Annotated in this window: 16 protein-coding genes; 12 read left to right on the top strand and 4 right to left on the bottom strand. The window is 68.4% G+C overall.

Annotated features, from left to right (window positions below; all coding sequences use genetic code 11):
- Positions 1-248 precede the first annotated feature (248 nt).
- Positions 249-764 carry an adenine phosphoribosyltransferase gene (locus DS843_RS01355; protein WP_149467311.1) on the bottom strand — a complete coding sequence of 172 codons (516 nt, stop codon included), beginning with the start codon at positions 762-764 and terminating at the stop codon, positions 249-251.
- Between the two features lie 215 nt (positions 765-979).
- Here DS843_RS01355 and DS843_RS01350 point away from each other — a divergent pair, with 215 nt between their 5' ends.
- The 5 genes from DS843_RS01350 to DS843_RS01330 all read left to right on the top strand — a co-directional run bounded on the left by DS843_RS01350 (position 980) and on the right by DS843_RS01330 (position 5,396).
- Entirely contained in the window at positions 980-2,131 is a 1,152-nt protein-coding gene (locus DS843_RS01350; protein ID WP_286191876.1) for an MlaE family lipid ABC transporter permease subunit, read from the top strand.
- A 6-nt stretch (positions 2,132-2,137) separates the two neighbouring features.
- Entirely contained in the window at positions 2,138-2,932 is a 795-nt protein-coding gene (locus tag DS843_RS01345) for an ABC transporter ATP-binding protein (protein ID WP_149467093.1), read from the top strand.
- 9 nt (positions 2,933-2,941) lie between these two features.
- Positions 2,942-3,901, top strand: coding sequence for an MlaD family protein (locus DS843_RS01340; RefSeq protein WP_149467092.1), 960 nt, complete (start codon positions 2,942-2,944; stop codon positions 3,899-3,901).
- Positions 3,898-4,554: an ABC-type transport auxiliary lipoprotein family protein gene (locus tag DS843_RS01335; protein ID WP_149467091.1), complete on the top strand. Its 657-nt coding sequence runs from the start codon at positions 3,898-3,900 to the stop codon at positions 4,552-4,554. Before DS843_RS01340 ends, DS843_RS01335 begins: the two co-directional genes overlap by 4 nt.
- A gap of 80 nt (positions 4,555-4,634) precedes the next feature.
- Positions 4,635-5,396, top strand: coding sequence for a DUF6969 family protein (locus DS843_RS01330; RefSeq protein WP_149467090.1), 762 nt, complete (start codon positions 4,635-4,637; stop codon positions 5,394-5,396).
- 37 nt (positions 5,397-5,433) lie between these two features.
- On the opposite strand, the gene rpoH is transcribed toward DS843_RS01330, so the two are convergent.
- The gene (gene rpoH / locus DS843_RS01325; RefSeq protein WP_149467089.1) at positions 5,434-6,336 is read right to left on the bottom strand and encodes an RNA polymerase sigma factor RpoH; all 903 of its coding nucleotides are present in this window, start codon (positions 6,334-6,336) and stop codon (positions 5,434-5,436) included.
- 301 nt (positions 6,337-6,637) lie between these two features.
- On the opposite strand from rpoH, the gene DS843_RS01320 reads away from it, so the two are divergent.
- The 4 genes from DS843_RS01320 (at position 6,638) to pseG (ending at position 10,927) form a co-directional block, all read left to right on the top strand.
- Positions 6,638-8,047 (top strand): cytochrome ubiquinol oxidase subunit I, encoded by a 1,410-nt coding sequence (locus DS843_RS01320; protein WP_149467088.1) that lies wholly within the window; start codon positions 6,638-6,640, stop codon positions 8,045-8,047.
- A 5-nt stretch (positions 8,048-8,052) separates the two neighbouring features.
- Positions 8,053-9,060, top strand: a complete 1,008-nt coding sequence (gene cydB / locus DS843_RS01315; RefSeq protein ID WP_149467087.1) for a cytochrome d ubiquinol oxidase subunit II — start codon at positions 8,053-8,055, stop codon at positions 9,058-9,060.
- Positions 9,061-9,131: 71 nt separating this feature from the next.
- Complete coding sequence (locus tag DS843_RS01310) at positions 9,132-9,806, top strand: hypothetical protein (protein WP_149467086.1); 675 nt, start codon at positions 9,132-9,134, stop codon at positions 9,804-9,806.
- 17 nt (positions 9,807-9,823) lie between these two features.
- Positions 9,824-10,927, top strand: a complete 1,104-nt coding sequence (gene pseG / locus DS843_RS01305) for a UDP-2,4-diacetamido-2,4,6-trideoxy-beta-L-altropyranose hydrolase (RefSeq protein ID WP_149467085.1) — start codon at positions 9,824-9,826, stop codon at positions 10,925-10,927.
- A 99-nt stretch (positions 10,928-11,026) separates the two neighbouring features.
- On the opposite strand, the gene DS843_RS01300 is transcribed toward pseG, so the two are convergent.
- Together DS843_RS01300 and DS843_RS01295 are read right to left on the bottom strand one after the other, a co-directional pair.
- A complete protein-coding gene (locus DS843_RS01300; RefSeq protein WP_149467084.1) occupies positions 11,027-11,797 on the bottom strand; it encodes an SDR family NAD(P)-dependent oxidoreductase in 771 nt (256 codons plus the stop codon).
- Positions 11,798-11,810: 13 nt separating this feature from the next.
- A complete protein-coding gene (locus DS843_RS01295) occupies positions 11,811-12,893 on the bottom strand; it encodes a 3-oxoacyl-ACP synthase III family protein (RefSeq protein ID WP_149467083.1) in 1,083 nt (360 codons plus the stop codon).
- Positions 12,894-13,003: 110 nt separating this feature from the next.
- Between DS843_RS01295 and DS843_RS01290 the strand changes: the two genes are divergently transcribed.
- From DS843_RS01290 to DS843_RS01280, 3 genes are read left to right on the top strand one after another with little or no spacing between them, the layout of a single operon-like run.
- A complete protein-coding gene (locus DS843_RS01290) occupies positions 13,004-14,146 on the top strand; it encodes an aromatic ring-hydroxylating oxygenase subunit alpha (RefSeq protein WP_149467082.1) in 1,143 nt (380 codons plus the stop codon).
- Positions 14,143-14,901, top strand: coding sequence for an SDR family NAD(P)-dependent oxidoreductase (locus DS843_RS01285; protein WP_149467081.1), 759 nt, complete (start codon positions 14,143-14,145; stop codon positions 14,899-14,901). Before DS843_RS01290 ends, DS843_RS01285 begins: the two co-directional genes overlap by 4 nt.
- A gap of 29 nt (positions 14,902-14,930) precedes the next feature.
- Positions 14,931-15,482, top strand: a complete 552-nt coding sequence (locus tag DS843_RS01280) for a GNAT family N-acetyltransferase (protein ID WP_149467080.1) — start codon at positions 14,931-14,933, stop codon at positions 15,480-15,482.
- Positions 15,483-15,614 lie beyond the last annotated feature (132 nt).

Below are 15,614 nucleotides of genomic sequence, written 5' to 3'. Positions count from 1 at the left end.
TGCCGAGCAACAGTGACCGGAGACTCACGCAAACCCTATGCCACGCCGTGCGGAAGCTTCCGGCATTTCCCTCTCCCGCCCCGGGAGAGGGAAGGGGCCCGCGCAAAGCGCGGGAAGGGTGAGGGTGCCGGCAAGGATCAGCGTATGATCCTCGATCGACCCTCACCCGGCGCCTGCGGCGCCACCCTCTCCCGGGGCGGGAGAGGGAAGCTCAAATGATGGGCATTCGCCCTTTCAAAAGGCGCTCTTTACGAATCGTACGCCATCAGCGAGACGCTGGGCACGTCCAGCTTGTCCCGGCCGTTGAGGAAGGTCAGTTCCACGAGGAAGGCGGCGGCGCGGACGTCGGCGCCGACGCGGCGCAACAGGTTGATCGCCGCGACCATGGTGCCGCCGGTCGCCAGCAGGTCGTCCAGGACCACCACGCGCTGGCCGGGCTTCACGGCGTCGGCCTGAACCTCGATCGTGTCGGTGCCATATTCCAGGTCGTAGGAGTGGGCCACCTTGTCGCCCGGCAGCTTGCCGTGCTTGCGCACCATGATGAAGCCGGTGCCGAGCGCCAGGGCCAGCGGCGCGGCGATCAGGAAGCCGCGGGACTCGATGCCCACCAGAAGGTCGGGCTTGTGCGGGCGCAGCGCCTCGGCCAACTGGTCCACCGCTTCCTTCCACGCCTCGGCGTGAGCCAGCAGGGGGGAGATGTCGTAGAAGAGGATGCCGGGCTTGGGGAAGTCGGCGATGCCGCGGATGTGGTTCTTCAGATCGATGGCGTTCGGCATGGTGAAAAGGTTCCTGTGCAACGGCGGCGCCATACTATCGGGCCGGCTGGCCGGGTGCAAACCACCCGGGCGGCAAACCACCGTTGTGCGGCTGATTTTCCCTGGCTTGAGGTTGACCATCGGGGTGGCTTGCGGCCAAGTTCCTCTGAACAAGCACGAACATCGCCGCAAGGCGGAACGGTATGGGAAGGGCAGGACGGGGCATGGCGCGCGAAAGGGCGTGGTTGGAATCGTCGCGCGCCGGCGACGGGGAATGGAGGCTGACGGCCCTGGGACACTGGGACCTGAAGGCCGCCGGCTCCCTGTCGGGCGCTCTGGACCGCTTCACTCTGGACGGGGGCGCCCTGGACGGGGACGGCGCGGTCAGCCTCGACCTGTCGCGGCTGGACGCCATGGACACGGTGGGCGCCTATCTGCTGTCCGCCCTGTCCGACCGGCTGAAGGCGGCGGGCCACGCGGTCGATCTGGCCGCCGTCCGACCCGAGCACGCGGCCCTGTTCGACGCCGTGCGCGAGGTCGGCCCAGCGCCGGTGGAGCGGGAGGAAAAGCCCCATCCCATCCTCGACATGCTGGAGCGCACCGGGCGCACCGCCGTGGAGGGCTTGCGCGAGGGACGGGACCTTCTGTCCTTCCTCGGCCTCATCACCATCACCTTCGGGCGGCTTCTGCTGAACCCGCGGCGGCTGCGCTTCCGCGCGGTGATGTTCCACATCGAGCAGACGGGTCTGAACGCCCTGCCGATCCTGGGGCTGCTGTCCTTCCTGATCGGCGTGGTGCTGGCCTTCCAGGGGGCGGACCAGCTCCGGCGCTTCGGGGCGGAGCTGTTCGTGGTCAACCTGCTGGGCGTGTCCATCCTGCGCGAGATCGGCATCCTGATGACCGCCATCATCGTGGCGGGGCGCTCCGGCTCCGCCTTCACGGCGCAGATCGGCACCATGAAGGTGAACCAGGAGGTGGACGCCATCAGCACGCTGGGTCTGGACGTGGTGGAGCTTCTGGTGGTGCCGCGCGCACTGGCCCTGATGATCACCCTGCCGTTGCTGGCCTTCTACGCCGACATCATGGGGCTGTTCGGCGGTGCCGTGATGAGCTACGCGACGCTGGACATCACCTTCGGGCAGTTCATCCGGCAGCTTCACGGCGCCGTCACCCTGCCGCATTTCCTGGTCGGGCTGGTGAAGGCGCCGGTCTTCGCGCTGGTGATCGCCCTGGTCGGCTGCTACGAGGGGCTGAAGGTCTCCGGCAGCGCCGAGAGCGTGGGCACGCTCACGACGAAATCGGTCGTGGAGTCCATCTTCCTGGTGATCGTGCTGGACGCGGTGTTCTCCGTCCTGTTCTCCTTCCTCAGGCTGTGAGGGGCCGTGGCGCCATTTGACGACATTTCGACGGATGCGCAGGACGCGGTGATCCGCGTGCGCGGGCTGGTCACGCGCTTCGGCCCGCAGGTGGTCCATGACGGTCTCGATCTCGACGTGCGGCGGGGGGAGGTGCTGGGCGTGGTCGGCGGGTCCGGCACCGGCAAGTCGGTCCTGCTGAAGGAGATTCTGGGCCTGATCCGCCCCGCCGATGGCCGGATCGAGCTTCTGGGCCGCGACACCGCCGATCTTCCGGAGGCGGAGCGGGTGGCGCTCCAGGCGCGCACCGGCGTGCTGTTCCAGAACGGCGCGCTGTTCAGCTCCATGACCGTGGCGCAGAACGTCATGGTGCCGCTGCGGGAGCACACCGACCTGTCCGCGGCGCTGGCGGCGGAGATCGCGCGGGTGAAGATCGCCATGTCCGGCCTGCCGCCCAACGCCGGGGCGAAGTTCCCGTCGGAGTTGTCGGGCGGCATGATCAAGCGCGCCGGGCTCGCCCGCGCGCTGGCGCTCGACCCCGACATCCTGTTCCTGGACGAACCGACCGCCGGTCTGGACCCCATCGGCGCCGCCGCCTTCGACCAGTTGATCCGCAACCTTCAGCGCAGCCTGGGGTTGACCGTCTTCATGGTCACCCACGATCTGGACAGCCTGACATCCATCTGCGACCGCATCGCCGTCCTGGTGGACAAGAAGATCAAAGTCGGCACGCTGGAGGAGCATCTCCGGGACCCGCATCCCTGGATTCACGACTATTTCCACGGACCGCGCGGCCGCGCCGCGCGCCATGCAGAAAGCTGACCGGACGCCATGGAAACCCGCACCAGCTACATCCTCGTGGGCAGCTTCGTGTTGGCCTTGCTGGCCGGACTGTTCGTCTTCACCGTCTGGGTCGCCAAGATCCAGTTGGAGGAGACGCGCCAGCCCTATTACATCTACTTCACGGGCTCGGTGACCGGCCTTCAGGAGGGCAGCCCGGTCCGCTACCGCGGCATCCCCGTGGGAACGGCGACCGACATCCGCCTGGACCCCAACGACGTCAGCCGCGTGCGCGTGCGGATCGAGGTGCAGGAAGGCACGCCGATCAAGACCGACTCCATCGCCTCGCTGGAGGTGCAGGGAATCACCGGCGGCGCCTATGTCCAGATTTCCGGCGGCACGGAGATGAGCGAGCTTCTGCGCACGGCGCATGACGGCGGCATCCCGGTCATCCCCTCGCGCCCCTCCTCCCTGACGGTGTTCGTGGACGCCGCCCCGCAACTCCTGAACCGCACGCTGGACCTGACCAACCGGGTGGCGGACCTGCTGACCCCGCAGAACCAGGCAGCCATCGCGGAGATCCTGGCCAACACCCGCACGCTGACCGCCGAACTGGCCAGCGCCAGCCAGGGGCTGGATGGCACGCTCGCCCAGGCCAACCGGACGCTCCAGGGGTTCGAGACGGTCGGGCCGCAACTCGGCGAAACCATGGAGCAGGCGCAGCGCACGCTGGCCGCGGTGGAAAGCGGCACCAAGACCCTGACGGGCGACCTGCACACGCTGGCCGGATCGCTGAACAAGACCGCCAACCAGCTCAACACCATGATCGGGGAGAACCGCGGCCCGCTGCGCGACTTCACCGGCACCGGGCTGTATGACCTGACCTTGCTGATCTCGCAGTTGCGCGACCTGTCGGGGCAATTGTCCCGCGTCGTCACGCGGATCGAGAACGACCCGTCGAACTTCCTGTTCGGCGGAACCCGCCAGGGCGTGGAGGTGCGTGGACGATGAGAAGCCGTTGGAAGACGACGACAGGAGCGGCGCTGCTGGCGCTCGGCCTGAGCGGATTGACCGCCTGCGCGGCGCTGAACCCCACCGCACCCAGCCTCTACACGCTGACCCCGGGAAGGGTGGCGGAATCCGGACTGCCGCGCGTGACCTGGCAATTGCTGGTGGAGCCTCCGGCGGCCAGCGCCGGGATCGACACGCCGCGCATCGCGGTCACCCGCTCCGCCACCGCGCTCGACTATTTCGCCGGGGTGTCCTGGGCCGACCGGGCGCCGGCCATGGTGCAGGGGCTGATCGTCCAGTCCTTCGAGGACAGCCGGCGGATCGTCTCGGTCGGGCGGGATTCCGCGGGCCTGCGCTCCGACTTCGTTCTGAAGACGGAACTGCGCGATTTCCAGGCGGAGTTCACCGGGAACAACGAGGCCGTGCCGGATCAGGTGCGGGTGCGGCTGTCCGCCAAGCTGGTCGCCATGCCCAGCCGGGCCATCGAGGCGAGCGAGACCTTCGACGCCGTGGTTCCGGTGCGCGGGTCCGACTTCACCGACGTGATCGCCGCCTTCAACACGGCGCTGGGGCAGGTGCAGGGCGCGCTGGTGGACTGGACGCTGGTCCGCGGCAACGCCGTGTTCCGGTCCGGTGCGGGCCGTTCCGGCTGAGGAAAGCGCTTGCCATGCGGTCAAAGCCTCATACGTAATAGGGATCAAGGACCGGCAGGGGCAACGGGGCAGAGCATCCGATGATGGAGCTTTCGGAGCTTTCGCGCGACGAATTGCAGGCGATGTCCGAGGCCGCGCGGGAGGTCCGGCTGTGCCAGCGCGTGCTCGCCAAGACCGGCGACACGGTCGTGGGGGAGCTTCTGCGCGGGCACGGCACGCTCTACGAATGGCGGCACTACCCGCCGGGCGACGTCTACGACGCCGAATACCACGCCCAGTACTACTACCACTGCCACCCCGAGGACGAGCGCCCGGACGGCGAGCACGGGCATTTCCATACCTTCCTGCGCCCGCTGGGCATGCCGCCGGGAATGGCGCCGGTTCCGCTGAGGGATTACGAGGAGCCGGACAACCCCAACGACGCCCTGTCCCATCTGGTGGGGATCGCCATGGACGTGGCGGGCCAGCCGGTGCGCCTGTTCACGACGAACCGCTGGGTGACGGGGGAGACGTGGTACGCGGCGGAGGACGTGATCCGCATGCTCGACGGCTTCACCGTCGATCACGCCCGCCCGTCCTGGCCGGCGAACCGCTGGATCAGCGCGATGGTGCGGCTGTTCCGGCCCCAGATCCACAGCCTGCTGCAGGAGCGCGACCGGACGGTCGCCGCCTGGGCCGACCGTCATCCGGATGGCTGGGTCTACGAGGACCGGTCGCTGGAGGTGACATCGCAGGTTCTGATTTCGGTCGAGGATCAGATCGCCGCCGTGGATCAGGCGCTGCGCGGGGTGCGGCGGCGGTCTTCCGTGCTGCCGGAACCGCCCCGCTTCGCCACGCCTTAGAAATCAACCCTCTCCCGCCCCGGGAGAGGGTTTTTCCTCACATCGGCAGCAGCGCCTTGCCCGAGGTTCCCGGAATCTGCCGGGCCTGGGCCATCACGGCCTTCTGGACCTTTTCGAAGGCGCGCACCTCAAGCTGGCGCACGCGTTCGCGCGAGACGCGGAAGTGCTGGCTCAACTCCTCCAGCGTCAGCGGTTCCTCGCGCAGGCGGCGGGCCACCAGGATCTGGCGCTCGCGGTCGTCCAGCACACCCAGCCCCAGCTTCAGGAACTGCTGGCGGCGCTTGCGCTCCTCCGCACCGGCCAGGACGGTTTCCTGGTCGGGACGCTCGTCGGCCAACAGGTCCAGCCATTCACTGTCGCCATCCTCGGCCAGGGTGGCGTTCAGCGAACGGTCGGTGCCCAGCCGACGGTTCATCTCGATCACGTCGGCCTTGGAAACGTCCAGCTCCGTCGCGATGCTCTCCACCGCCTCCGGCGACAGGTCGCCGCCAAGGGTGGTGCCGTTCTCGGCGTCGTGCAACTGGGCCTTCAGGCGGCGCAGGCTGAAGAACAGCTTCTTCTGGGCCGCGGTGGTGCCGATCTTCACCAGCGACCAGTTGTGCAGCACATATTCCTGGATCGCCGCCCTGATCCACCAGGAGGCGTAGGTGGCGAAGCGGAAGCCCTTGTCGGGGTCGAACTTCTGCGCCGCCTGCATGACGCCGACGTTGCCTTCGGCGATCAGGTCCGACAGCGGCAGCCCGTAGCCCTGATAGCCGCGGGCCATCTTGAAAACCAGCCGCAGGTGACTGCCGATCAGCTTGTCCAGGGCGCGGCGGTCCTGCCGCTCCCGCCAGCGGATGGCGAGGTCGCGTTCCTGATCGGGGGTGAGGTAGTCGTACTTGCGGGATTCTTTCAGAAAGAGGGTGAGGGGTTCGCCAGAAACTGCCAGTTCCGTCAAAGAGCTTCTCCTGATTCCGGCATCCTCGGGAAACACCCTGCAAAGGGCCGATGAGCCCCGGCCCGGCTGGCCGGCGGGGCCATCGGAGCGGGGTGGGATCGGCTGTGGCCCAGGGCCGGCCGTAAATGTGCGGATGTCGGCAAGAGCTTAGAAATAAGCGACCGCGGGCGCGGTTCAAGGGGGTGGGGGAAAGAAAGTATCCGCAGCCGGAAAATGGGAACTCCCCGGAACGGCCTGCGTTGGGGGTCGGGTCGGGTCGGTCCAGTCCGGCCCGGGTGACCGCCAACGGAGGACCGCGGCCATGGACCTCGATCCGCTGCTTCTGTCGCGAATACAGTTCGCCTTCGTCATTTCCTTTCACATTCTTTTTCCCTCCTTCACGGTCGGGCTGGCCTGCTGGATCGCGGTTCTGGAAGCGCGGTGGCTGATGACCGGCAGGGCGCTGTACCGCAGCCTGTCGGAATTCTGGACGCGGATCTTCGCCATCTCCTTCGGTATGGGCGTGGTGTCCGGCATCGTCATGACCTACCAGTTCGGCACGAACTGGAGCCGCTGGTCCGACATCGTGGGCAATGTGCTGGGTCCGCTGATCCAGTACGAGGTGGTGACCGCCTTCTTCCTGGAGGCCGCCTTCCTCGGCATCCTGCTGTTCGGGCGGGACCGCGTGCCGCGGGGCATCCATTTCATGGCGGCGGTTCTGGTGGCGTTCGGGACGGTGCTGTCCTCCTTCTGGATTTTGTCGGCGAACAGTTGGATGCACACCCCGGCGGGGGCGGAACTGCGGGACGGGCGGTTCTTCGTCACCGACTGGTGGGCGGTGGTGTTCAACCCCTCCTTCCCCTACCGGCTGGCCCACATGCTGACGGCGATGTTCCTGACCACCGGGTTCGTGGTGGCGGGCATCAGCGCCTTCTATCTGCTCCGCAACCGCTTTCTGGAGCACGCGCGGGTGGGGCTCAGCATGTCGCTGGCGCTCATCACCGTCCTGGCGCCTTTGCAGATCTTCCTCGGCGACCTGCACGGGCTGAACACGCTGGAGCACCAGCCGGCCAAGATCGCCGCCATGGAGGGCCATTGGGAAGGTGGGGCGCGGGCGCCGCTGATCCTGTTCGCCATCCCCGACAACGAGGCCGAGACCAACCACGCGGAAATCGCCATCCCTGCATTGTCCAGCCTGATCCTGACGCACGAGTGGGACGGCGTGGTTCCCGGCCTGAAGCAATTCCCCGTCGACGAGCGCCCCAATCCGGAAATCCTGTTCTGGACCTTCCGAATCATGGTGGCGATCGGCATGGTCATGCTGACGGTGGCGCTGATCCATCTGGTGCAGCGGGTGCGGGGCAGGCTCTACAGCCCGAACTGGTTCCACAGGGTGCTGATCGCCTGCATGCCGATGGGCTTCGTCGCCATCCTGGCCGGTTGGTTCACCACGGAAATCGGACGCCAGCCCTGGGTGGTCCAGGGTCTGATCCGCACGGCGGACGCGGTCACGCCGGCCCTGACCGGCGAGGCGGCGCTGACATCGCTGCTCGTCTTCGTCGTGGTCTACACGGTCATCTACGGGGCGGGGACCTACTACCTGTTCCGGCTGCTGACCATCGGCCCGGCGCCGCTTCTGGACGAGGATCTGGAAATCCCGGTGGTTGCGCAGGGCCACCAGCCGAAGCGGCCCATGTCGGTGCCCGGCGAATCCATCGAACCCGCGGAGTGACATCCATGGAAGGCAGTCTGCTCACCCTCGCCTGGGTCGCCATCGTCGGCTTCGCGGTGTTCATGTATGTGCTGATGGACGGCTTCGACCTGGGAATCGGCATCCTCTACCCCTTCGCTCCCAGCGAGGAGGCGCGGGATGTCATGATGAGTTCCGTGGCGCCGATCTGGGACTTCAACGAGACGTGGCTGATCCTGGGCGGGGCGGGGCTGTTCGCGGCCTTTCCCATCGCCTACGCCATCGTTCTTCCGGCCATGTACCTGCCGCTGCTGCTGATGCTGATCGCGCTGATCTTCCGCGGCGTGGCTTTCGAGTTCCGGTTCAAGGCGCGGAGCAGCCGCCATCTTTGGAACAAGGCGTTCTTCATGGGATCGCTGCTCGCCACCTTCGCACAGGGGGTGGTTCTGGGCTCCTTCATCCAGGGGATCAAGGTGGAGGGGCGGAACTTCGCCGGGACCATGCTGGATTGGCTGACCCCCTTCAGCTTGTTCTGCGGGTTGGCGCTGATCGCCGGCTACGCGCTGCTGGGAAGCACATGGCTGATCTGGCGGACCATCGGCATCCTGCAGGACTGGTGCTTCCGCGTGGCGCGCCGGCTGCTGATCCTCGTGCTGGTGATGGTCGCCGTGGTCAGCCTGTGGACGCCCTTCCTGGATGCGGACATCGCCGCGCGCTGGTTCTCGGTCCCCAACATCCTGCTGCTGTCGCCGGTGCCGCTGATGCTGGGCTTCCTGGCCTTCGGCCTGTGGCGCGCGCTGGACGAGGGGCGGGAGGTGCTGCCCTTCGTCTTCGCGATGGGGCTGTTCGCCCTGTCCTATCTGGGGCTGGCCATCAGCCTGTGGCCGGTGCTGATCCCGCCGGGGATCACGGTGTGGCAGGCGGCGGCCCCGCCGGAGACGCAGGTGTTCCTGCTGATCGGCATGGCCTTCCTGATTCCGACGATCCTGTTCTACACGGCCTACAGTTACTGGGTCTTCCGCGGCAAGGTGACGGGAGCCTTCGGTTATCATTGATTGCGGCTGCCATTGAGCGCCCGCCCATCCCTGGCGTACAACAGCCGACCTCATTCGATGGAGACCGCGCCATGACCCCAGCCACCGCCCCGGACATCAGCTTCGCCGAAGTGATGCTGCGCAAGGGCGCGGAGCTGTTGCAGGGCACCGTTCCGGACGACTCGGCGGAGGAGGCGGTGAACATCATGGCCCGTCGGCTCGCCATCGCCGCGACGGTGGACGCGCCTTTGGTCGTCCACGCCGAGGGCGGCGGGCGGCCCGAGATGTTCGAGGAGGCCATGCGGCTCGCCGGAGTCTCCGCCGGGGAGCGCGCCGCCGCCCTGGCCGAGGCCCGGCAGGCGGAACGCGCCGTGGTGTTCGAGTTTGACGGCACCGGCCCGCTGACCGGCAACCGCGTGGTCGCCGCCGTCCTGCGCCCGGAGGACCGGCCGGACCTTCTGGAAGCCTACATCGCCATCGGCCGTCTGCGCGACGGGGCCGCCCAGATGACCGTCGCCCCGGCGACCCTGCGCCTCGACGCCCGCGCGCTGGGGGAAACCCTGGCGCTGATCGGCCCGGCGGCGCAGCAGAGTGTGAACGCCGCCAACGCCGCCATGGCCCACGCGGCGGGCATCTCCGCCCTGCCGGGGCACGAGCTGGACAGCCTGCCGGGGGCTTTGGTCGCTTTGTATTGGCACGCCTTCTGCCTGTCCTCCGCCCGCACGCGGCTGCGGCCCACCGGGCCGGACGCGCCGACCCTGCATTGAGCGCGGAGATCAAACCCGTGAGGGTGCTGTTCCGCGCCGATGCCGGTGCGTTCATCGGAGCCGGGCACGTCATGCGCTGCCTTGCGCTGGCCGAAGCGGTGCAGGAACTGGGCGGCGAAGCCAGTTTTGCCGCGGCGAGCCTGCCGCCGGCCCTGGAGGAGCGCCTGCGCTCGGCGGGCATCGCCGTTTACCGGATCGGCGCGGACCCCGGCAGCGCCGCCGATCTCGCCGCGACCCGCGCCGTTGCGGAGGAGGCCGCCGTGTCCGCCGTCGTGCTGGACGGCTATGGTTTCGGTGAGCGCTGGCGGGCCGGGCTGGCGGAGACGGGGTTGCCGGTGCTCGCCTTCGACGACGTCGGGACGGGGGAACCGATTCACGCCGGGCTGATCGTCAACGCCGCGCCGGATGCCGGGCGATTGCCCTACAGGATCGGGAATCCGGACGCCCGGCTGCTGCTCGGCCCCGCCTACGCCCCGCTGCGGCGGGAGGTGCGGGAGGCCGCGGCGGCGCCCAAGCCGCCGCTTGAGGAGCGCCGCAGCCTGCTGGTGACCTTCGGCGGCTCCGACCCGCTGGGGCTGACGGCCCCGGTGATCGAATGCCTCGCTCCGAAGCTGCCGCCCGGTGTCCGGCTGGACGTGGCGGTCGGCGGCGCGGTCCAGGACGCGGGAGCGGTGGAGGCCGTGGCAGGGCGTTTCAAGGACAGCGTGCGGATGCATCGCGACACGCCGCGCATGGGGCATTTGATGGCGCAGGCCGGGCTGGCCGTCTCGGCGGCGGGCACCACGACCGGCGAGCTGGCCGCCGTCGGCACGCCCGCCGTCCTCGTCACCATCGCCGACAACCAGTTGGAAGCCGCCCGCCAGTCGGAGGCTCTGGGTTGGTGCGCCCTGGTGGCGGGGCAGACGGATGGCGCGGCTGAGCGGATCGCGGCCATGGCACTTGACCTCTGGGCCGATCCGGCGCGGCGGCGGGTCATGGCGGGCAAGCTCGCCGGGATTGTCGATGGCCAGGGCGCCGTGCGCATCGCGCGGGCGCTGTTGGAGGCGGCAACAATCGCAGATGAATACCCCTCTCCCGCCCCGGGAGAGGGAAGGGGCCCGCGCCATGCGCGGGAAGGGTGAGGGTGCCCGCAAGGATCAGGCTGTGATCCTCGCACGACCCTCACCCGGCGCCTGCGGCGCCACCCTCTCCCGGGGCGGGAGAGGGGAAGCAGGCCACGGTCATCCCGCGGTGAAGCCGCCGTCCACCGGAAGCACGGTCCCGGTCACCCAGCGCCCGCTGTCGGCCAGCAGATAGGCCACCGCGTCGGCCACGTCCTGCGGCGCGCCGTAGCCCAGCGGGTGGGCGGCGGCGAGTGCGGCGTTCTGTTCCGCCGGCAGCATGGCGAACTGCTTCTCCGCCTTGGCGCCAAGAACCACCGCCGGGGCCACCACGTTTACGCGGATTCGCCTGTCCGCCAGTTCCAGCGCCAGCGACTGCGCCACCGATACCAGCGCCGCCTTGCTCGCGGCGTAGAGCGAGCGGCCCTTCTGCCCCTTCAGCCCGGCGACCGAGCCGACATAGACGATGGACCCGCCGCCGGAGGCGAAGACACCCTTCTGGTGGAAGCCGCGCGCCAGCATCAGCGACGCCCCGACGTTCAGCGTGAAATAGCGGTCGAACTGCGCCCGGTTGATCTGCCGCAGCACCGAATAGCCCTGCTCCGACGCGGAATGGACCAGCCCGGCGAAGGGGCCGCTGGATTCCGTGAGCCCCTTCATCCAGCCGGGGATGGCGTCCAGGTCGGTCAGGTCGAAGGGGGCAACGGCGTGGCGGTCCGGTCCGTCCAGCAGCGCGCGGGTGGCCTCCAGCGCGTCGGCGCGGCGGCCCACCAGAGTCAGGGAGGCGCCCAGCCCGGCCAGGGTCCGGCAGATCTCCCGTCCGATGTCGCTGTCGGCGGAGGCCCCGGTCACCAGCAGGCGCCGTCCCGTGAGGTCGAGCGGGTTGCGCACGGTCCGGCGGCCCCTACAGGGTCAGCAAGGGAAAATCGTCGGGAATCTCCTGCACCTCCGGGGCCGGGATCGGCCCGACGTCGGCGACCACGGCGCCCCAGGACCAGCCGACGCCGAAGCCGGCCAGCAGCATCTTGCGCGTTCCGGTGGACAGCGCCTCGCCCAGCCGGTGGCTGACCGCCAGCGGGATGGAGGCCGAACTGGTGTTGCCGAAATCGTGCATGTCCACGACGAACTTTTCCGGCGGGAATTTGGTCTTCTTGCGCAGATGCTCCAGCATGAAGGCGTTGGCCTGGTGCATCACGCAGAGGTCGATGTCCTCCACCCCCACGCCCGCGAACTCCAGCGTCTCGCGGACCAGCGGCGGCACGGCGCGCAGCGTGAAGGCGAAGATTTCCGCCCCGTTCAGCGACAGGCGCGAGTCGGTGAACATCTGCTCCTGCTTTTCCGCCGGCCAGGGCTCGCGGTCCGGCACCAGCGAGTTGCGGCGCCCGCCGGCCTTGACCCAGATGTTCCTGGCCCCGCCGCCGTCCGTGCCGACGACGACATGGATCGGCGTTGCCCCCTCCGCGACCTCCAGCGCCACGGCGCCGCCCGCGTCGCCGAACAGCGGCAGGGTTGAACGGTCCCCCGGCACGAGATGGCGCGAGCTGGTGTCGCCGCACAGCACGATCGCCCGCCGCCCCGTCGATCCGCCGAGCAGCCGCCCGGCCATCCACAGCCCGTAGACGAAGCCGGAGCAGCCCAGATTGACGTCGAAACAGGCGGCGCCCGTCGCCAGCCCCAGCCGCTTCTGCATGACGCAGGAGGTCGCCGGCACGTTGTAGTCCGCGTCCTGCGACACGAAGACCAGCACATCCACGCTGGCCGGGTCCCAGCCGAGCTGCGCCAGCAGCCCTTCCGCCGCCGCCACGCACATGTCCGACGCGCAGATGTGGGGCGGGGCGATGCGGCGCTCGTACACGCCGGTGGTGGCGAACAGCTTCTCCGCCTCCTCCGCCGTGAAGAGGGAATGGTCTTCCATGAAGGAATGACGATGCGGCGGCACGGCGGCACGGAACCCCGCGATGCGCACGCCCTCGATGATGGCCTTCACCGGATGCTTCCTCCCACCGACGCCCGTCCTGGACTTGGACGAATTCGGAGACTATTAACCGAAGGAACGTTAGGGTCGAGTGATTAACGAACCGATAAATGGGATCAGCCATGGATGACCGGGTTCCGCAAAGCCGGCTTTCACCCCCGCCCGACATGGTGATCCCGCCGCAGCGTTATTCCGGTGACGCCAATCACGCCGAAGAGGCGGCGCGGGTCTTCCGCCGCTGTTGGATGTTCGTTGGATTTACGGATGACCTGCGCAACGACAACGATTTCATCACCGCGGACATCGCCGGCACCTCGGTTCTGGTGCAGAACTTCGGCGGCGACTTGCGGGCCTTTCACAACGTCTGCACGCACCGCTATTCGCTGATCCATCTGCGGCCCTGCGGCAACGGCAAGCCGGTCTGCCCCTATCACGGCTGGGTCTTCAACCGCGACGGCGTTCCGGTGGGCATTCCCGGCAACCGCGAGCATTTCGGCTTGGACGAGGCCGCCAAGAAGCGCCTCGCCCTGCCGCGCTTCGAGGTGGCGGTGCGGGGCCGCTTCGTCTTCGTCCGGCTGGAACCGGTTGGGGCTGGGCTGGCCGGGCTGGGGCTTGACGAGCAGTTGGGCGCCTATGGCGCCGTCCTCGACCATCTGTCGGAGATGTTCACCGACCGCATCGACGAGGGCGTGCTGCCCTGGAACGCCAACTGGAAGGCGGCGTTGGAAACCGCCCTGGAGGTCTACCACGTCGATGCCACCCACCCGGAAACCTTCAAGAGCTACGTCAAGAAGGTGTGGATCTGCTCCTACGAGGGCGAGCATTCGCGGGGCGTGAGCCAGCTTTCCGACGGTTCGGCGCGCTGGTGGGACGGGGTGATCCAGAAGATGGGGCTGCCGCGCAGCGACCGGCTGGAGAGCTACGACCACTATCTGATCTTCCCCAACCTCGCCATCGGCGTCTCCCACGGCGCGCTGATGAGCGTGCAGACCTACGACCCCGTCGGTCCCGACCGCTGCGAGCTGCATTACCGCCTGTTCCTGGGCGAAACCACCAAGCCGCAGACCAAGGGCGGGGCCGCCCGCAAGGCGGTGGAGGCCAACGTCTCCGGCTTCAACCGCACCATTCTGGGCGAGGACCAGCGCGTGGCCGAAGCGGCGCACAAAGGGCTGAAGCAGGTGCAGGCCCCGGCCATCCTCGGCTCCTGCGAGGAGCGGATCGCCGCCTTCCACCGGGCGTGGCTCGCCCGCATGGCCGCCGAATGAGTCCGCTGGTCGATCTCACCGGACGGCACGTTCTGGTCACCGGCGCGTCCGCCGGGATCGGGCGGGCGACGGCGCTGCTGGCCGCACAACTCGGCGCGCGGGTGACGCTCAACGGGCGCGACGCGGGGCGGCTGGGCGAGACGCTGGCGTCGTTGCCGGGGCAGGGGCACCGGGTGGCCGCCTTCGACCTGTCGGAGTGCGACGCCATACCCGGCTGGGTCAAGGCGCAGGCGGAGGCCGGCGGCCCCATCGCCGGGCTGGCCCACTGCGCCGGGGTGCAGATCGGCAAGCCGGTGCGCGGCGTGGACCGGGCCTTCTTCGACGGTATCCTGCACGCCAATCTGCTGAGCGCGCTCGCCCTGGCCCGCGGCCTTCGGCAGAAGGGCTGCCACGCAGAACCCGCCGCCCTGGTGCTGGTGTCCTCCGTCGCGGCGGAGATCGGGCAGCCGGGCAACGTGGTCTATTCGGCGGCCAAGGGCGGACTGGTCTCGGCCACCCGCGGTCTGGCCATGGAGTTCCTGCGCGACGGCATCCGCGTCAATTGCGTCGCCCCGGCGATGGTCGAGACGGAAATGATGGAGCGCTTCCGCCGCACCACCACGGCGGACCAGTTCGAGGCCATCCGCGCCGCCCACCCCATGGGGTTCGGCAGGCCGGAGGATGTGGCCTCGGCCATCGCCTTCCTGCTGTCGGATGCCAGCGGCTGGATCAACGGGGTGATGCTGCCGGTGGACGGCGGCTATCTGGCCAAATGACGCCGCGTTTGCTCGAAGGGTAAGGGGTCATGTTCCGCTTCCGCCGTCCGACGACCGACGATGCCGAGATGCTGCTGCGCTGGCGCACCGAGCCGTCGATCACCCGTTTCATGTTTACCGATCTGGAAAACCCGGACGTGGAGCGGCAGCGCGCGTGGCTGGCCGCGATGAACGCCCGCACGGACTTCCGCCATTTCATCATCGAGCATGAGGGGCGCCCGATCGGCTATCTCTCCTATTACGACATCGACCGGGTGCATCGGCGCTGCTCCTCCGGTTCCTACATCGTGGAGGAGAAGGACCGGCGGAAGCTCGCCGGGTTCCTGCACTGCTTCATCATGGATTACTGCTTCTACGGCTTGGGGATGAACAAGCTCTTCAACTATTTCATGGAGGGCAACGATGGGGTCATCCGCATTCAGAAGGTTGTGAAGGCGCGGGAGGTCGGGGTGCTGCGGCAACATGTCCACAAATATGGCCGTTTCCACGACGTCTTTGTGTTCGAGACGCTGCGAAGCGATTGGGAGGGGCACCCCCACATCTTTTCGCGCGAAACCACGCTGGCGGCCTTCGCGGAATAGGCCATGCGGCAGGGGACTTACGTTGGGCGGTCGGCCAGGAAAGTTCGCCGTCACCCCCACCGAATGTTTGACCAATCCACCGCCGACGCGGTATGCGGCGGGTGTTGGGACGGCGCCTATGCGCCGAGAGCA

It is taken from the genome of Roseomonas genomospecies 6 (assembly GCF_008365375.1).
In the GTDB taxonomy this organism is placed as follows: domain Bacteria; phylum Pseudomonadota; class Alphaproteobacteria; order Azospirillales; family Azospirillaceae; genus Azospirillum.
The sequence above is the reverse complement of the archived record's forward strand: the minus strand, read 5'-3'. Positions and strand labels throughout refer to the sequence as shown.

What these genes read in the sequence shown, in the direction of transcription:
- DS843_RS01350 (WP_286191876.1), top strand. Translation starts at nt 980, where the DNA reads ATGGCGCGCGAAAGGGCGTGGTTGGAATCGTCGCGCGCCGGCGACGGG.
- DS843_RS01340 (WP_149467092.1), top strand. Translation starts at nt 2,942, where the DNA reads ATGGAAACCCGCACCAGCTACATCCTCGTGGGCAGCTTCGTGTTGGCC.
- DS843_RS01335 (WP_149467091.1), top strand. Translation starts at nt 3,898, where the DNA reads ATGAGAAGCCGTTGGAAGACGACGACAGGAGCGGCGCTGCTGGCGCTC.
- DS843_RS01330 (WP_149467090.1), top strand. Translation starts at nt 4,635, where the DNA reads ATGATGGAGCTTTCGGAGCTTTCGCGCGACGAATTGCAGGCGATGTCC.
- DS843_RS01320 (WP_149467088.1), top strand. Translation starts at nt 6,638, where the DNA reads ATGGACCTCGATCCGCTGCTTCTGTCGCGAATACAGTTCGCCTTCGTC.
- cydB (WP_149467087.1), top strand. Translation starts at nt 8,053, where the DNA reads ATGGAAGGCAGTCTGCTCACCCTCGCCTGGGTCGCCATCGTCGGCTTC.
- DS843_RS01310 (WP_149467086.1), top strand. Translation starts at nt 9,132, where the DNA reads ATGACCCCAGCCACCGCCCCGGACATCAGCTTCGCCGAAGTGATGCTG.
- DS843_RS01290 (WP_149467082.1), top strand. Translation starts at nt 13,004, where the DNA reads ATGGATGACCGGGTTCCGCAAAGCCGGCTTTCACCCCCGCCCGACATG.
- DS843_RS01285 (WP_149467081.1), top strand. Translation starts at nt 14,143, where the DNA reads ATGAGTCCGCTGGTCGATCTCACCGGACGGCACGTTCTGGTCACCGGC.
- DS843_RS01280 (WP_149467080.1), top strand. Translation starts at nt 14,931, where the DNA reads ATGTTCCGCTTCCGCCGTCCGACGACCGACGATGCCGAGATGCTGCTG.